Annotated in this window: 13 protein-coding genes; 4 read left to right on the forward strand and 9 right to left on the reverse strand. The window is 65.3% G+C overall.

Features of this window, described 5'->3' with window-relative positions:
- Positions 1-48: 48 nt before the first annotated feature.
- Positions 49-1446: an MFS transporter gene (locus ACZ522_RS12075; protein ID WP_379699161.1), complete on the forward strand. Its 1398-nt coding sequence runs from the start codon at positions 49-51 to the stop codon at positions 1444-1446.
- A gap of 40 nt (positions 1447-1486) precedes the next feature.
- Here the strand turns inward: ACZ522_RS12075 and ACZ522_RS12080 are convergent, their stop codons facing one another.
- The 3 genes from ACZ522_RS12080 to ACZ522_RS12090 form a co-directional block, all read right to left on the reverse strand.
- Positions 1487-2230: a DNA polymerase sliding clamp gene (locus ACZ522_RS12080; protein WP_092538328.1), complete on the reverse strand. Its 744-nt coding sequence runs from the start codon at positions 2228-2230 to the stop codon at positions 1487-1489.
- A 278-nt stretch (positions 2231-2508) separates the two neighbouring features.
- Positions 2509-2892, reverse strand: a complete 384-nt coding sequence (locus ACZ522_RS12085) for a DoxX family protein (protein WP_379699158.1) — start codon at positions 2890-2892, stop codon at positions 2509-2511.
- A gap of 66 nt (positions 2893-2958) precedes the next feature.
- Positions 2959-4005: a WD40/YVTN/BNR-like repeat-containing protein gene (locus ACZ522_RS12090; RefSeq protein ID WP_379699156.1), complete on the reverse strand. Its 1047-nt coding sequence runs from the start codon at positions 4003-4005 to the stop codon at positions 2959-2961.
- A gap of 122 nt (positions 4006-4127) precedes the next feature.
- On the opposite strand from ACZ522_RS12090, the gene ACZ522_RS12095 reads away from it, so the two are divergent.
- Positions 4128-5135, forward strand: a complete 1008-nt coding sequence (locus tag ACZ522_RS12095; protein WP_379699154.1) for a TatD family hydrolase — start codon at positions 4128-4130, stop codon at positions 5133-5135.
- A 15-nt stretch (positions 5136-5150) separates the two neighbouring features.
- Here ACZ522_RS12095 and ACZ522_RS12100 read toward each other — a convergent pair whose 3' ends face one another.
- Positions 5151-6038: a fumarylacetoacetate hydrolase family protein gene (locus ACZ522_RS12100; protein WP_379699152.1), complete on the reverse strand. Its 888-nt coding sequence runs from the start codon at positions 6036-6038 to the stop codon at positions 5151-5153.
- Positions 6039-6093: 55 nt separating this feature from the next.
- Positions 6094-7452, reverse strand: a complete 1359-nt coding sequence (locus ACZ522_RS12105; RefSeq protein ID WP_379699150.1) for an amidohydrolase family protein — start codon at positions 7450-7452, stop codon at positions 6094-6096.
- A 108-nt stretch (positions 7453-7560) separates the two neighbouring features.
- On the opposite strand from ACZ522_RS12105, the gene ACZ522_RS12110 reads away from it, so the two are divergent.
- Positions 7561-8178: a TetR/AcrR family transcriptional regulator gene (locus tag ACZ522_RS12110; protein WP_379699148.1), complete on the forward strand. Its 618-nt coding sequence runs from the start codon at positions 7561-7563 to the stop codon at positions 8176-8178.
- 117 nt (positions 8179-8295) lie between these two features.
- Here ACZ522_RS12110 and ACZ522_RS12115 read toward each other — a convergent pair whose 3' ends face one another.
- Positions 8296-9543 (reverse strand): CaiB/BaiF CoA transferase family protein, encoded by a 1248-nt coding sequence (locus ACZ522_RS12115; protein WP_379699147.1) that lies wholly within the window; start codon positions 9541-9543, stop codon positions 8296-8298.
- 374 nt (positions 9544-9917) lie between these two features.
- Between ACZ522_RS12115 and ACZ522_RS12120 the strand changes: the two genes are divergently transcribed.
- The gene (locus tag ACZ522_RS12120; RefSeq protein ID WP_379699145.1) at positions 9918-10691 is read left to right on the forward strand and encodes a 23S rRNA (uridine(2552)-2'-O)-methyltransferase; all 774 of its coding nucleotides are present in this window, start codon (positions 9918-9920) and stop codon (positions 10689-10691) included.
- An 18-nt stretch (positions 10692-10709) separates the two neighbouring features.
- Here the strand turns inward: ACZ522_RS12120 and ACZ522_RS12125 are convergent, their stop codons facing one another.
- The 3 genes from ACZ522_RS12125 to tatC form a co-directional block, all read right to left on the reverse strand.
- Positions 10710-11423 carry a queuosine precursor transporter gene (locus ACZ522_RS12125; protein WP_379699143.1) on the reverse strand — a complete coding sequence of 238 codons (714 nt, stop codon included), beginning with the start codon at positions 11421-11423 and terminating at the stop codon, positions 10710-10712.
- A complete protein-coding gene (locus tag ACZ522_RS12130) occupies positions 11416-11589 on the reverse strand; it encodes a ribbon-helix-helix domain-containing protein (protein WP_379699141.1) in 174 nt (57 codons plus the stop codon). The genes ACZ522_RS12125 and ACZ522_RS12130 overlap by 8 nt, the downstream gene beginning before the upstream one ends.
- Positions 11590-11792: 203 nt before the next feature.
- A complete protein-coding gene (tatC, locus tag ACZ522_RS12135) occupies positions 11793-13982 on the reverse strand; it encodes a twin-arginine translocase subunit TatC (RefSeq protein WP_379699139.1) in 2190 nt (729 codons plus the stop codon).
- Between the last annotated feature and the right edge of the window lie 14 nt (positions 13983-13996).

A 13996-nucleotide genomic window follows, 5' to 3' on the forward strand; every position in this document is an offset into this window, starting at 1 on the left:
GACTGACTAGTCGGTAGAATTACGGCTCCACCGCCCGTGCGGTGGGGCGTGAGTACACCGGAGGGCGCATCCGCCGGTCCCGGGTCGCCCGACGCTCCGCCCGCGGAGTCGGTAGACGCGCCGAAAGGCGCCCTCGCCATCGTGGTCGGCATCGTCTTCGTCGACCTACTCGGCTTCGGCGTCGTCATCCCCATCCTGCCCTTCTACGTCCGTAGCTTCGCCACCAGCGACGTGTTCATCGGCCTGCTCGCCGCCTCCTACTCGGCGATGCAGTTCCTCTCCGCGCCGCTTCTCGGGCGCGTCTCGGACTCGCGCGGCCGCCGTCCGGTGCTGATGCTGTCGCTCGCGGGCAACACCGTCGCGTGGACGGTGTTCGGGTTGGGGACGCAGGTGGGCATCCTCTTCGGCACCGTGCCGGCGCTGGCGACGCTGTTCGCCTCGCGGATGCTCGCGGGCGCGATGGGCGGCAACATCGCCACCGCGCAGGCGTACATCGCGGACGTGACGCCCGCGGACCGCCGCGCCGCCGCCCTCGGACTCGTCGGCGCGGCGTTCGGCCTCGGGTTCGTCTTCGGCCCCGCCATCGGCGGCGTCTTCGCCAGCGAGGAGGCCGTCGCGGCGGCCCGGACCGTTCTCCCCCAATTCGTCCCCGCGACGCGCTTCTCGCTGCCGAGTTTCGCCGCCGCGTTCTTCAGCCTGGTCGCGTTCGCGTCCGCCGCGCTGTTTCTCCCGGAACCGAACCGGACTCGGGGGGTCGCGAGTCGGACGACGCTCGTCGGCCAGTTCGCGGGCGCGCTCCGCGACCCGTCGATTCGCGGCCTCGTCGTCTCCTTCTTCCTCGTCTCCGTCGCGTTCTCGGGGATTCAGGTCATGTTCATCCCGTACGCCGCGGACCTGTACGGCTACGACGAGACGCAGACCGCGCTTCTCCTCTCCTACGTCGGCGTCCTCGCCGTGCTGAATCAGGGCGTCGTCGTGGGCCGCCTCTCCCGTCGGTACGGGGAACGCGCCGTCGCCGTCGCGGGCGCGACGATTCTCGCCGTCGCCCTCGCGGCGCTTCCGTTCTCCCACGCCCTCGGCTCGGCCGTTCCCGAAGTCGGCGGCCCCCCGTGGCTCACCGCCTCGGTTCTCGCCTTACTGCTCGTCTTGGCGGGCCTCTCGCTCGGAAACAGCCTGCTGAACGTCGCCCTCTCCACGCTCGTCTCGCGGTCGGTCCCCGCCGACAGGCAGGGCAACGCCTTCGGCGTCACCCAGGGCGCGGGGAGCCTCGGGCGAACCGTCGGTCCGCCGTCGATGGCGGCGCTCTACGTCGTCGCGTACTGGTCGCCGTTTGTCGCCGGCGCGGTACTCGTCGTTCCGGTGGTCGCCCTCCTCGCGGCCCGAACCGTTCGAACCGCTCGCCGCGACGACGGCGAGAGCGTCGAGACGGGCGCGGGAGACGAGTGATCGGTCGTGCCGACGGCGAAAACGAGAAGAGAGAGCGTCTTCAGTCGCTCTGGATGCGCGGCGCGAGCATGTAGGTGACGTTGCCCTGCCCCTCCGCGACGCGGTAGTGCAGCTTGACGGGGAACTCCTCGCCGAGTTCGACGGTGACCTCGGCGTCCTTCGGGATGGCCTTGTTCATGTCCTTGAGGTAGTCCAGGGAGAACAGCGAGTCGGCCTGCCCGGCGGTGAGGTCGATGAGGTCCTCGGCGTCGAGCTCGAAGTCCACGTCGTCGGTGTCGCCCTGCGCTTGGATGTGGAACGCCTCCTCGACGTCGTCCACGCGGAGGCGGACGTGGTCGGAGACCATGTCCGCGGCCTTAATACCGCGGTCGAGTTGCGCGCCTTCGAGGACGATTTCGGCGGCCAGATCGAGGTCCGGGATGTCGGGTTCCTGCCGGATGGAGTCGGGGTCGATGAGCGCCAGCGTCGAGGAGAGCCCCTCGATGCGGATGTTCAGCTTCCGCGTCTCCTCGTCGAGTTCGAGCTCGACGAGCTGGCTGGAGTCGGCCATGCCGACGAAGTCTTCGAGTTTCGAGAGGTTGACGCCGATGACGCCGCCATCGGCCTCGTAGGACTCGAACGCCGCGGCGTCGAGAGACAGATCGACCATGCCGACGTTCGCGGGGTCCACGGCACGAATCGCGAGTCCGTCCTCGTTGAGTCGTATCTTACACTCGTCGACGAGTACGCTCACCGAATCCAGCGCGTCCCGGAGCGTGGAGGCGCTGACGATGGCCTTGAACATATGGACGGTGATAGGATATCGGGCTTAAAAATCCCCCCGGTTTCTCGGTGTGATAGAGTGTTCCCGTGCGTCGGGCGCGACTGCGCGCGGGCGACTCCCCGCGACTACGGCTGACGAAACGAAGCCACTACTCCGACTACTCCTCGCGGTCTATCGCGCCTACTCGCTGAACGCCACCTCTCGACCGCGAAGTCCTTCGGCACCCTCCATCGACGGCCGCCGGCGACGTTCCGTACACGAGAACAGAAACAGAACCCGTGCGCGGAAGAGACGTGGCGTCAGTCGGCCGTCTTCGCCGCCTCGTCCAGCAGCATGATGCTACAGCCGAGTAGCGCGCAGTTCTTCAGGAAGTTGATCTTGTTCCCCTGACGCTCCTCACCCTCCATCGTCCAGAAGTTGTGGATGACCGGCGTCGTTCCGAGGAAGAACACGACGAGGGCACCCGCCGAAGCGCGCGGATACTTCCAAAGGAGGATCCCGAGATTGGCGACGAACAGCATTCCGGTGACGAACGGAACGAGCAACTCCGGGGCGGGTACTCCGCTGGCTTCCGCGGCCTTCACTCGCTTCTCGTTGTTTTTGAATCCGTCAATCGCCATGTAGGCGAGGATTCCGCTGTACAGGAGTCGGCCGAGCGCAGACGGTGGATCGTTCGATGTCATTGAGTCGGTGGTCGGAGATTGCGTCGATGGTTCGCGAACTGTTCTTCTCCGGAATCGTCTTCCCGGTCAGAGGGCGGCGATACGACTGACGTTCGACTCCACTCGGCCGACGCTGTGGTATGTGCCGTCGTCGTCCCGACGCATGATGCGGCCCTCGACGTCCTCTCGCGCGTCCGGCACGTCGAACAGTCCCGACCCGCAGACGACGTCGCCCTCGTGCACGTCCCACGTCTCGATGACCTCGTGCGGTTCGCCCGGATACGGGACGCGTTCGAAGTCGCGACCGAAGTTCGTCGACTCGAACAGCGCCGCCTCGTGCTCGTCGTTCACCCACGCGGGCGGGGCTTCCTCGCCGCCGCAGAAGAAGACCGTCCCGTCGTGAGCGAACACGCGCCGGATGTACGAGAAGTCGTTTCCCGTATCGATCCGGTCCCACGAGTCTCCCGCGTCAGTCGTTCGGTAGAGGCCTCCCTCGCCGACGGCGTGGCCGAGACCGAGGTTCTCCAGATCGTGGTCGAGGTACCCGGTCGTCGCGAGCCAGACGTCTTCGGAGATCGGGAGGATCTGGTGGACGTCGTCGATGATCGTCTCGCGCCGGTCGAGCCACGTCTGTCCTCCGTCGTTGCTGAGGTGAATTCCTCCGGCCTCGACCCCCGCGATCAGTCGATTCGGACGACCGGGAACGGACTCCAACGCGCGGAGTCGTGCGTAGTGGGGATCGATCGGCGACTCCCAGTGGCCTCTCGAAGGCAGGTCGCGGAACCCCTTCAGTTCCGACCACGTCTCGCCATCGTCGATCGATCGGTAGATGTAGGGGTCGTTCGTTCCCGCGTACAGCGCCCCGTCCGCGGTGGCGAGTATCGACCAGACCTCGCTCTGTCCGGCGTGCCAAAATCGGTCACCCAGCGGGACGCCCAAATCTGTCCACGCGTCGCCGTCGCCTCTCGAACGGAATGCCCCCTCCGATGACGCGACGAAGACGCCCTCGACGTGGTCGAACGTCCGAACGGCGGTCACGACGCCGCAGTCTAAGATCCGCTCCGCGTCACCTCTCTCGAACGGGATCCTGTCGACCCGGTACAGTCCCTCGTCTGTTCCGATCAGGAGCGTCATGTGTTGTGATGCCGTATGGCATACTAATAAATATTTACCGAGCCGTAAAACGCTAAGTAAGGCCCTTCCGAACGGGAGTCGACGGACGTCACTCTCGACCGCCAGTACGCGCTTCCCCTCCCATGAACCCGACCGAACCCACAAAGCGACCGACCGACGCGGCGCATCTGGACGACGAACCGCCCTCGCTTCCGACAGAGTTACTCAACCTGCCGTGGATAGACGGCCATAACCACGCGCACACGCTCTCGTGGGACGACCGCGAACGGTACGCGCTCTCCGGCTGCGAGGGGATGGTCATGGTCGCATCGGGATACCACTGGACGCCGTACAAGCCGGTGGAGGCCGACGACGTTCGCTACCTGTGGGACGACGCCGTCAACCGCCGAGCCGCGATCGAACAGAACCACTTTTTCACTCCCCGACTCGGACTCGGTATCCACACCGGCGTCCGCATCGAGAACCCCGACGAGTTGCTCGATGCGATGGACGACTACTGCGCTCTCGACGAGGTGGTCGCCGTCGGCGAAACCGGCGTGACTCCGTCCCAACACGCCGAGTCGTGGGAGGTCGACGAGCAACGCGCCGTCGTTCAGGCGCAGATGGAGATCGCCGACGATCACGGCCTGCCCGTGATTCTCCACACGCCGAACCGTTCCGGCGGTAGCGGCGGGCGAAGCTACCGGCCCAGACTGGGGATCCCCGGCTACGAGAAGAACACGACGCTCGGTCAGCGTCCGGTGATCACGGGCGAGAACCCCGCCTTAGAATCGGTGAAGATCGACGTCGAGGCGGCGCGCGACGCCGGTTTGGACGAGACGCGGGTCGTCGCCTCGCACGCCGACCAGAACAACACCGACTATCTGATGCGCGAGACGGACTGCTACCTCAGCTTCACCATCGGTCACTCGTGGCTGATCGGCGTCGACGCGGCGGACGTGGCCGACGCCATCGACGAGTACGGGCCCGAGCGGATCATGATCGACACCGACTGCGCGAACGTCCTCCGGACGGATCCGTACGCGATCAAGCGAGCGATCTTCGAACTGTACCGCTACGGCATCGAGCCGGACGCGATCCGGCGGGTCGTGCTCGAAAACCCGCGAGAGGTGTACGGGTTCTCCGGCTGAGAGCGCCGCGCCGGCCTACTCGAACGCGCAGTCGTTCGTCAACTCGCCGAGTTCCTCGATCCCGATCGTGACGCTGTCGCCGTCCTCCAGCAACACCGGCGGCTCCCGATAGACCCCCACGCCGGGCGGCGTTCCGGTGAAGAGGAGATCGCCCGGCTCGAGCGTGAACGCCTGACTGCAGAAGGAGACGAGCTCGTCGATCCCGAAGATGAGATTCGACGTCGAGGAGTCCTGCAGTCGTTCGCCGTTCACCTCCGCCCAGATGTCCAAGTCGTGCGGGTCGGACACCTCGTCGGGCGTAACCAACTCCGGCCCGATCGGCGCGAACGAGTCGAGGCTCTTCCCGCGCACCCACTGACCGTCACCGTGCTGGAGATCGCGCGCCGAGACGTCGTTTCCGACGAGGAATCCGGCGACGTGCTCAAGCGCCTCGTCCTCGTCTACGCGTCGGGCCTCGCGACCGATGACGACGACCAACTCCGCCTCGTAGTCGACTTTCCCCGTCAGGTCTGGATCCCACGCGATCGTGCCGTTCGGCCCCGTCACCGTCGTCGGGAACTTCGAGAAGAGTACCGGCGTGTCGGGGATCGGATTGTCCCCCTCCTCGGCGTGGTCTCGGTAGTTCAACCCGACGCAGACGACCTTCCCGGGGTTCGTGACCGGCGCGTGCCGGGTGACGCCGTCGAGGTCGTAGAGTCCGGTTTCGGTCTCTTCGGCGTACTTGACGGCGAGTTCGGTCTTCTCCCGCCACTCCCAACTGGCGAGCAGATCTGTACTCGTTCTCGGGAGTTCGACGCCGGCGGCCGCACCGGCCTCCGGGAGGTTCACCACCGTCTCGTCGTCGAGTCGTATTCCCGTCCACGCTTCCTCCGCGTCTTCCGTACTGTATTGTCCGAGTCGCATCTTCGTGTGTCGTAATGCTCACTGTCAGTTGATGATAAATACGGGCGAACGCAGTTCAGAGGTCGACGCCGGCCTCGCCGATGAGGCGACGACCGGACTCGACGAATCGGTCGAACTCCTCGTTCACCTTGGAGTTCCTCAGTTCCCCGTCGGAGACGACGACCTCCCCGTCGACGAGTACCGTGTCGATGTGGGACTGATCCGACTGGAACACGGCGGTCTGCACCGGCGAATGGCTCGGAGCGGTCATGAAGTCACTCGTGTCGATCATGATGATGTCCGCCCGCTTCCCGGGCGTGAGCGTCCCGATCTCGTCTTCCATGTTCAGCGCCCGCGCCCCTTCGATCGTCGCCATCTCGAGTGTGTCGCGGGCGGTGATGTTCACCTCCATCACGTCCTCGCCCCCTTCGAGCAGTTCCTGATTCTCCAGCATCCGCTGAACTTGGAGTCCGATCCGCATCTGACTCCCCATATCGCCGCTGACGCCGGAGCAGACGTCGACGCCCCACGTCGGGCGTCCGCCCGCCTCCATCACCTTCCCGGTCACGGGGATGCCGTGGCCCATCTGCATCTCCACCTCCGGCGTCGCCGAGAAGGAAACCCCCTCCTCGACGGCGTGTTCGATGTCCTCCTGCGAGAAGTGATTCGCGTGGGCGACGTTCACGTCCGGCCCGAGCATGTCCTCGATCGCGCCGAAGCCCTGATACTCGGGGTTGTACTCCGAGGACGTCCACTGGGCCGCGCCCATGTGAATGGTCGCGACGACGCCGAGGTCGCGGGCCAGTTCGATGTCTCCGCGTGCCACCTCCTCGGTCGTGAAGTCCGGGCCCCGGAGGGCGACGCCGAGCGACAGAAGGTCGTCGTCCGCGATCTTCTCCTCTCGGAGTTCCCGGACCTGTTCCTCCGGATGCGGCGTCGAACTGTCGAACCACCACTTCTCGGCGTCATCGCCGGGCGGGCCGTACGCGTACACCGCCCTGAGTCCGGCGTCCTTGATGCCGTCAACCGCTCGCTCCGCGTGCTCGGGTGTGTTGATCGCGTGCGACCAGTCCATGGCCGTCGTCGTCCCCGTGTACAACTTCTCGAGGGAGCCGAACAGGTTCCCGAGGTACATATCCTCGGGTCGGTAGAGTCCGGCGATGTTGCCGAGCATATCGCTGAAGTAATCGCCCATCAACGACCAGTCGCCCGCGATCCCTCGAACCTGCGTCTGCCAGAGGTGGATGTGAGAGTCGACGAACCCCGGCAGCACGATGTGGTCTTCCGCGTCGATCACTTCCGCGTTCGAGGTCGACAGTCCGCGTCCGATCTCGACGATCTCGCCGTCTTCCATGAGAACGTCGGCGTCCTCTACATCGCCGATCTCCGGGTCGAGAGAGACGACCGTCCCACCCTGTATGACTTTCTCTGTCATGATCGAGCGGTGATTCGGACTAAGGTTGTAAATAATTTACCGTGCGGTAAATCGGTGCACACTCGGTAAGACAAGCGATATAACTATCGCAGCGGACTATTCCGTAATATGAGCCCCCCCGGCGAGGAGACCGCCTCCACCGACACTCAAGAGGCGATTATGGAGGCGACCTTCCGCGCCCTCAGCAAGCACGGATACAGCGAACTCAGGATGCGAGATATCGGAGACGAGATGGAGATGACGCGGCAGGTCATCCACTACCACTTCGACGGTAAGTACGACCTGATGTCCCGCTTCCTCGAGTACATCATCCAACAGTACGAGGGGAGCGTGGAGGTCGATCCGGACGCACCTCCCCGAGAGGAGCTCGACGCTCGAATCGATCAGTGTCTCTTCGGTCCCGAGTTCGAGGACTTCGGCCACTGGGATCGGATGAAGGTCTATCACGAACTGTTCACGCACGCACAGAACGACGAGCAACACCGAGAGATCTTCAACGACCACTACGAGCGGATCCGGTCGAGCATCACCGAAGTCGTCGAAGACGGGATGGAGCAGGGCGTCTTTCGCGAGGTCGACGCCGCGAGGATGGGCCAGCTCATCACGGACGTGATCCACGCCGCTCGCGGTCGCAAACTCGCCCTCGGTCACGACGACGCGCCCCAGGAGACACGAAAGGCGATCGACGAGTTCATTCTCGAATCGCTCCACGCGGACCCTCGGTAGTTCTCCGCCCGCTTTGGGAACGTATCGGTCCGATGAGGGGGTTGTCACTACCCCTCCGTCGATCCGACGTCTCCGGCGCGACATCGGTCGTTCCGACCTCGACGATCGGTACGTCCGTCATCGGGCGCCTTCGGCCCCGTCCTGCTCCCCGAACACGCCTAGCTCCGCCATCTCGTCGATCTCCGCCTCCGAGTATCCCAACTCGCGGAAGACGTCACGATTGTGTTCCCCCAAGAGCGGCGGAGCCAGTTCGAATCCGCTATCGCTGTTCTCGAACTTCAGGGGGTGCTCGATCACCGGTACCGACCCCAACTCGGGATGATCGATCTCGGTGATCGTCCCTCGGTAGTCGATCTGCGGGTTGTTCAGCGCTTCCTCGACCTCGAAAACCGGGCCGGCCGGGACGCCGGCTTCCTCGGCGATGATCTCGATCCACTCGGCGGTCGTCTTCCCCGTGAGCGTGGCTTCTATCTCCGCCTCTAGTTCGTCCTGATGGTCGACCCGGTCGGCGTTCTCCTCGAATCGCTCGTCCGCCGGGAGGTCGGGTCGGTCGATCGCCTCGCACAGTTCGTGCCAGAGCTTCTCGTTGAGGATGCAGACGTTGAGGTAGCCGTCGGCGGTTTCGAACGTCTGGTACGGAGCGAGTACGGGGTCCTTCGTTCCCATCCGCTTCGGCTCCTCCCCGGCGAACACCTGCCCGGCTTGCTTGGTGAGCCACGGGAGCGTCGCCTCCAGCATCCCGAGGTCGATGTACTCGCCCTCCCCGGTCTGCGCGCGCCTGTACAACGCGGCGGTCGCCCCGAAGGCGGCCCACATCGCCGTGATGAGGTCGGTCACCGGAAGTCCGACCTTGACGGGCTGCCGGCCCTCCTCTCCGGTCACGCTCATGATGCCGCTCATCCCCTGAATCAGAAGGTCGTACCCCGACCGCTTCGCCCACGGCCCCGTCTGACCGAACGCGGAGATGGCGAGATAGATGATCCCTTCGTTGTGTTCTCTGATGGACTCGTAGTCGACGTCGAGGCGTTCAGCAGTTCCCGGACGGTAGTTCTGAATGAAAACGTCCGCCTCCTCGGCTAGTTCGTAGAGGGCTTCTCTCGCTCGGTCGTTCTTCAGGTCGAGTTCGAGACTCTGTTTTCCGTAGTTGACCGTCCAATAGTACGGCGACTCTCCCTCGATGAACGGCGGTCCGGTGTGACGGATCGCATCGCCGTAGCCCGGCTGCTCGATCTTGATCACCTCGGCACCAAGATTGGCGAACATCGCGGAGCTAAACCCGCCGGTAACGAACGTTGAGAGGTCGAGAACCGTGATTCCGTTCAGGATCTTCCCCTGAGCCGCCGACTGTGTGTTGGTATCGGACATACTGAATCGTCCTCCTCGCCGGGGAACGCCCGTCTCGCGGGCGCGCCCGGATGTGACCATCTAATTGGTTTACCGTATGGTAAACGTTCGGGTGCCGTAGAGATGGCGGCCCGTTCGAGTCGAAAGAGGGGGTCGGTAATCCGGCCCTTCACGTTCGCCTGCGGCCTCAGCGAGGGGGTCAGGCGTCGCCCGGAAAGCGAAACCGTGCGAGCACCGCGGGACGGCACTGGGAGGAGTTCGTCCTTTGCGTTGTCGAGGGAGAGGGCGAGTCCATTCGATGTCCCTTTCCGGTTCGACGGCGTTACGCGTAGTATGAACGCTGATTCGTCGATAGTTCGCCTGCGAAACGCACCGTCGAACTCAGTGAGGTAGGCATGACGAAACGAGACCACTACTACAACAAGGCGAAGCAGGAGGGCTATCGCGCCCGTTCGGCGTACAAGCTGAAGCAGTTAGACGAGGACGCGGGGTTGTTCGGCCCCGGCAACACCGTGGTGGACCTCGGGGCGGCCCCCGGCGGGTGGCTACAGGTCGCCGCCGAGGAAGTCGGCCCGCGGGGGCAGGTAATCGGCGTGGACCTCCAGCGAATCCGCGACGTGGAGGCCGACACCGTCGAGACCATCCGCGGCGACATGACCGACGAGGAGACGAAGGAGAAACTCCGCGAGCGAATCGGCGACGAGGGCGCGGACGTCGTCATCTCGGACATGGCCCCGAACATGACCGGCGAGTACTCGCTGGACCACGCCCGCTCGGTCCACCTCGCCCGGCAGGCGTTCGAGGTCGCACTCGAACTGCTCCCGGCCGGCGGCGATCTCGCGGTGAAGGTGTTCGACGGCCCGGACGTCGAGGACCTCCGCGCGGACATGGAGCGGGAGTTCCAGTACGTCCGCTCCATCCGACCGGACGCCTCCCGCGACCAGTCCTCCGAGCAGTACCTCGTCGGCAAGCACCGCATCACCGCCCCCGTCGCCACCGGCGACGAGGTGGACGTGACCATCGACGACGTGGGGAGCGAGGGCGACGGCGTCGCGAAAGTCGACGGCTACACGCTGTTCGTCCCGGAGACGGAGGCGGGCGACGACGTGCGCGTCCGCGTCACCGACCTCAAGCCGAACTTCGGCTTCGCGGAAGTCGTAGAGGAGTAGGGTCCGTTCGCCGTCTCGTTACTCGACCGTCCACGCGTCGTCCGGCACGCTCGCTCGTTCGCCGCCGAACAGGGCGACCACGCCGTAGACGAACGGCGTGTCCACGAGGGCGATGAGCAGTTTCAGGAGGTACTGTCCGACGACGAGCGATAGCACCACCTCGGTCGGAAGCGCCTCGCCGAAGCCGAGCACCGCCGGCGCGACGAGGAAGGCGACGGCGACGAAGATGACCGTATCCAGCGCCTGACTCGTCGCCGTCGAGGCGATGTTGCGGAGCCACAGCATCGACCCGCCCGTCGCCTCGCGGATGCGGTGGAAGACCACCACGTCCCAGTTCTGACTCACCACGTACGCCAGCAGACTCCCGACGACGATGTTCGTCCCCGGCGCGACGACGCTCCGGAACTGCGCGCCGAACTCGGGGTCCGCGGCGGGGGCGAAGACGGTCCCCCACACCAACGCGAGGAGGACGAAGTTCATCGCGAAGCCCACGTTGACCATCACCTGCGCCGCCCGGCGGCCGTACAACTCCGAGTAGCAGTCCGAGGCGAAGAAGGTGAGCGCGTAGGCCAACGCCGCCCCGGGGAGGACGATGCTGTCGCCCGTCACCGGGAACGCGAGGGGCAGACCGAACGCCAGCAGTTTCGAGGCGGTCAGTTGCGCCGTCACCAACGCCGTGACGAACAGTCCGATGAGGACGACCTGTCCGGTCGCCGGTCCTCGCTCACTCATCTTCGAGTCGTCCGTGGCGCTGGTCTATCTCGTCCAGTACGTCCAACGTCTTCCGAACCGACGCCCGAATGGCGTCGCTCCGGTTGACGAACTTCCCGTCGTCGCCGACGTGTTCGTCGAGGTCCGCGAGCAACTCGTCGGGTATCTCGACGCTTATCTTGGCCATACTCGGCTCTTGGGTCGTAACGCGGTATTAAGCATACGGTCTTCATACCACGAGATGACCGTTCGAATATCGACCGCCCGGACCGTTCCGTTCGGGTGCCGGTACGCCCCCGGAACGGGCCTACGGCAGTTCGCCGACCGTCCGCCGTTTTTTCCTCCAGGTTTTGTCGGGGGCGCGTAGCGCCCCCGAGAAAAAGTGGGTCTCTAGATGTCCGCGCCGCGGGCGGGAGCGAGGTTGCGCCGCCCGCCCAACGTAACGATGAATAGGACGCCGAGGCCGATGCCGTAGGCGACCATGAGGGGGACGGTGACGAGGAACATCGTCATGATGCCGGCGGGCGTGAAGACGGCGGCGAACGCGAGGACGCCGACGGTCACCTCGCGCCAGCGGTTCCGCATCGTCTGATAGGAGATGCCCGTGCCGTTCAGGAGCACCATCGCCACCGGTATGTCGGCGAGGATGCCGATTCCGGCCGTCGTGAAGAAGATGAGCCAGAAGAAGTTGGTGATGCGGTAGGCGATTATCATGTTCGCCTGCACCGCGTCGTTCACCAACCACGAGATGATGGTCGGGGCGATGAACGTGTAGCCGAGGACGAAGCCGCCGAGCAGTCCGGCGGTGAGCGAACCGGTCCACAGGAAGACGGTCCGGCGGCGCTGGCGGACGATGTTCCGCTCTCTGAGTGCCGGCCACGCGTAGTAGGCGACGATGGGGAGGGTGACGAGTGCGGCGATGAGCGTCGAGAACTTCACCTCGAAGATGAGCGCTTCGACGGGGTGGAGGGCGACGACGTTGATGGCCTCCTCCGGGTGCACCGAGGCGGGGAGGCTGCTCAGGAAGTTGTCGTACACCTCCTTGATGCCGCCCGTGTAGAGCCACGCGAACGTCCCCGCGAGGACGAGCATGAACACCGCGACGATGCGGAACGTCTTCGAGGTGATGGAGTCGACGATGAACGCGATGTCGGCGTAGTAGCCGCCGATGTCGTCCTCGTCCTTCTCGCCCTCGGTCAACTCGTCGAGGAACGTCCCGCCGGCGCGCGTCGCCCTGTCCTCGATGGTGCCGGCGTCCTCGGGCACGTCGGAGGACCCGTCGCCCTCCTCGGCCTCGCGGCGTTCCTCCGCCTCGTCGAACCTGTCGAGGACGGCTTGGGCCTTCTCGTGGTTCCCCTCGTCTACGGCCTGCCCCGCGATGGCCATCGCCTCGTCCTCGGTCATGTCGGCGAACGCCTCCGGCGGCGCGGCGTGGACGCCCGAGGCGTCGAGGCCGGCGACGTCTATCTGACTCGGCTCGCCGAGCCCCGATTCGAGCGGATCGACCGACTCCGCGATGGCGCGGTAGACGGTGTACGCGAGGGTCGCGAGGGCGAAGGCGGCGGCGCCGAGGGCGGCCCACACCACGAGCGACACCTCCGGCGAGAGGCCGAGCGTTGCCCCCGGTGCGGGGACGCGGTAGTCGCTCCCGAACCGGGCGAGGAAGCCGTTGAAGGCGGTTCGACCGCCGCGTTCGTAGAACAGGTAGACGAGGAGGCCGCCGAGGACTGCGCTCCCGGCGAGGAGGTTCCACCGACGCCGGGCGACGGCGGGGACGCTGATGCGTTCGCTCCCGCGCCGCGCCGTGACGACGACTTTCGCGAGGTAGAGGCTCCCGCCGTAGAGGAACAGCAGGGGGAGCGCCCACATGATCTGGGTGAAGGGGTCCGGCGGCGAGAACAGGGCGCCGAAGACGAAGATGGCGACGACGGCGTGGCGCCACTTGTCGCGGAACGTCTCGTAGCGGACGATTTCGGCGTACGAGAGGCCGGTGATGGCCAGCGGCATCTGCGCCGCGAGGCCGAACGAGACGGTCAGAAGGAAGATGAACTGCGCCCACATGACGATGGAGTAGGTGGGCGCGAACCCGGCGCTGAGGGCGTTCCCGGCGAGGAACGCGAACATGAACGGGAAGAAGACGAAGTAGCCGTAGGCGACGCCGGCGGCGAACAGGATCGCGGAGGTGACGACGATGAAGGCGAGCTTCCACGTCGCGACGGGCGACTGCGGCCACGCGCCCCGGTCGCGGAGGGCGTCGCGGGAGAAGTAGAGGAAGATTGGCGCGGCGAGGATGATGCCGGTCACCAACCCTATCTTCGCCTGCAGGAGGATGACGTCGAACGGAGTCTGCGCGATGATGTCGTAGCTGCCCTCGACGTGGGCCGACATCTGCGCTTCCGTGACGCTCTTCAGGAAGTCCCAGATGAACAACCGGAGCGCGTAGAACGTACCGAGGAAGCCGACGAGGAAGACGATGAACACCTTCTGGAGGTCTTTTTGCGCCGCTCGAAGCATCGCACCGGCGGTCTCTCGTCCCGCCGCGAGCGTCTGTTGGGTGTCCTCGTCGAGCGCGCTGGACATACGTACTGAAAACC

The organism is Halopelagius fulvigenes, from assembly GCF_055398025.1.

Excerpts from the sequence above, each read along its gene's own strand:
- ACZ522_RS12125 (WP_379699143.1), bottom strand. The coding sequence starts at position 11,423 with ATGAGTGAGCGAGGACCGGCGACCGGACAGGTCGTCCTCATCGGACTG.
- tatC (WP_379699139.1), bottom strand. The coding sequence starts at position 13,982 with ATGTCCAGCGCGCTCGACGAGGACACCCAACAGACGCTCGCGGCGGGA.
- ACZ522_RS12110 (WP_379699148.1), top strand. The coding sequence starts at position 7,561 with ATGAGCCCCCCCGGCGAGGAGACCGCCTCCACCGACACTCAAGAGGCG.
- ACZ522_RS12085 (WP_379699158.1), bottom strand. The coding sequence starts at position 2,892 with ATGACATCGAACGATCCACCGTCTGCGCTCGGCCGACTCCTGTACAGC.
- ACZ522_RS12130 (WP_379699141.1), bottom strand. The coding sequence starts at position 11,589 with ATGGCCAAGATAAGCGTCGAGATACCCGACGAGTTGCTCGCGGACCTC.
- ACZ522_RS12115 (WP_379699147.1), bottom strand. The coding sequence starts at position 9,543 with ATGTCCGATACCAACACACAGTCGGCGGCTCAGGGGAAGATCCTGAAC.
- ACZ522_RS12105 (WP_379699150.1), bottom strand. The coding sequence starts at position 7,452 with ATGACAGAGAAAGTCATACAGGGTGGGACGGTCGTCTCTCTCGACCCG.
- ACZ522_RS12080 (WP_092538328.1), bottom strand. The coding sequence starts at position 2,230 with ATGTTCAAGGCCATCGTCAGCGCCTCCACGCTCCGGGACGCGCTGGAT.
- ACZ522_RS12100 (WP_379699152.1), bottom strand. The coding sequence starts at position 6,038 with ATGCGACTCGGACAATACAGTACGGAAGACGCGGAGGAAGCGTGGACG.
- ACZ522_RS12090 (WP_379699156.1), bottom strand. The coding sequence starts at position 4,005 with ATGACGCTCCTGATCGGAACAGACGAGGGACTGTACCGGGTCGACAGG.
- ACZ522_RS12095 (WP_379699154.1), top strand. The coding sequence starts at position 4,128 with ATGAACCCGACCGAACCCACAAAGCGACCGACCGACGCGGCGCATCTG.
- ACZ522_RS12120 (WP_379699145.1), top strand. The coding sequence starts at position 9,918 with ATGACGAAACGAGACCACTACTACAACAAGGCGAAGCAGGAGGGCTAT.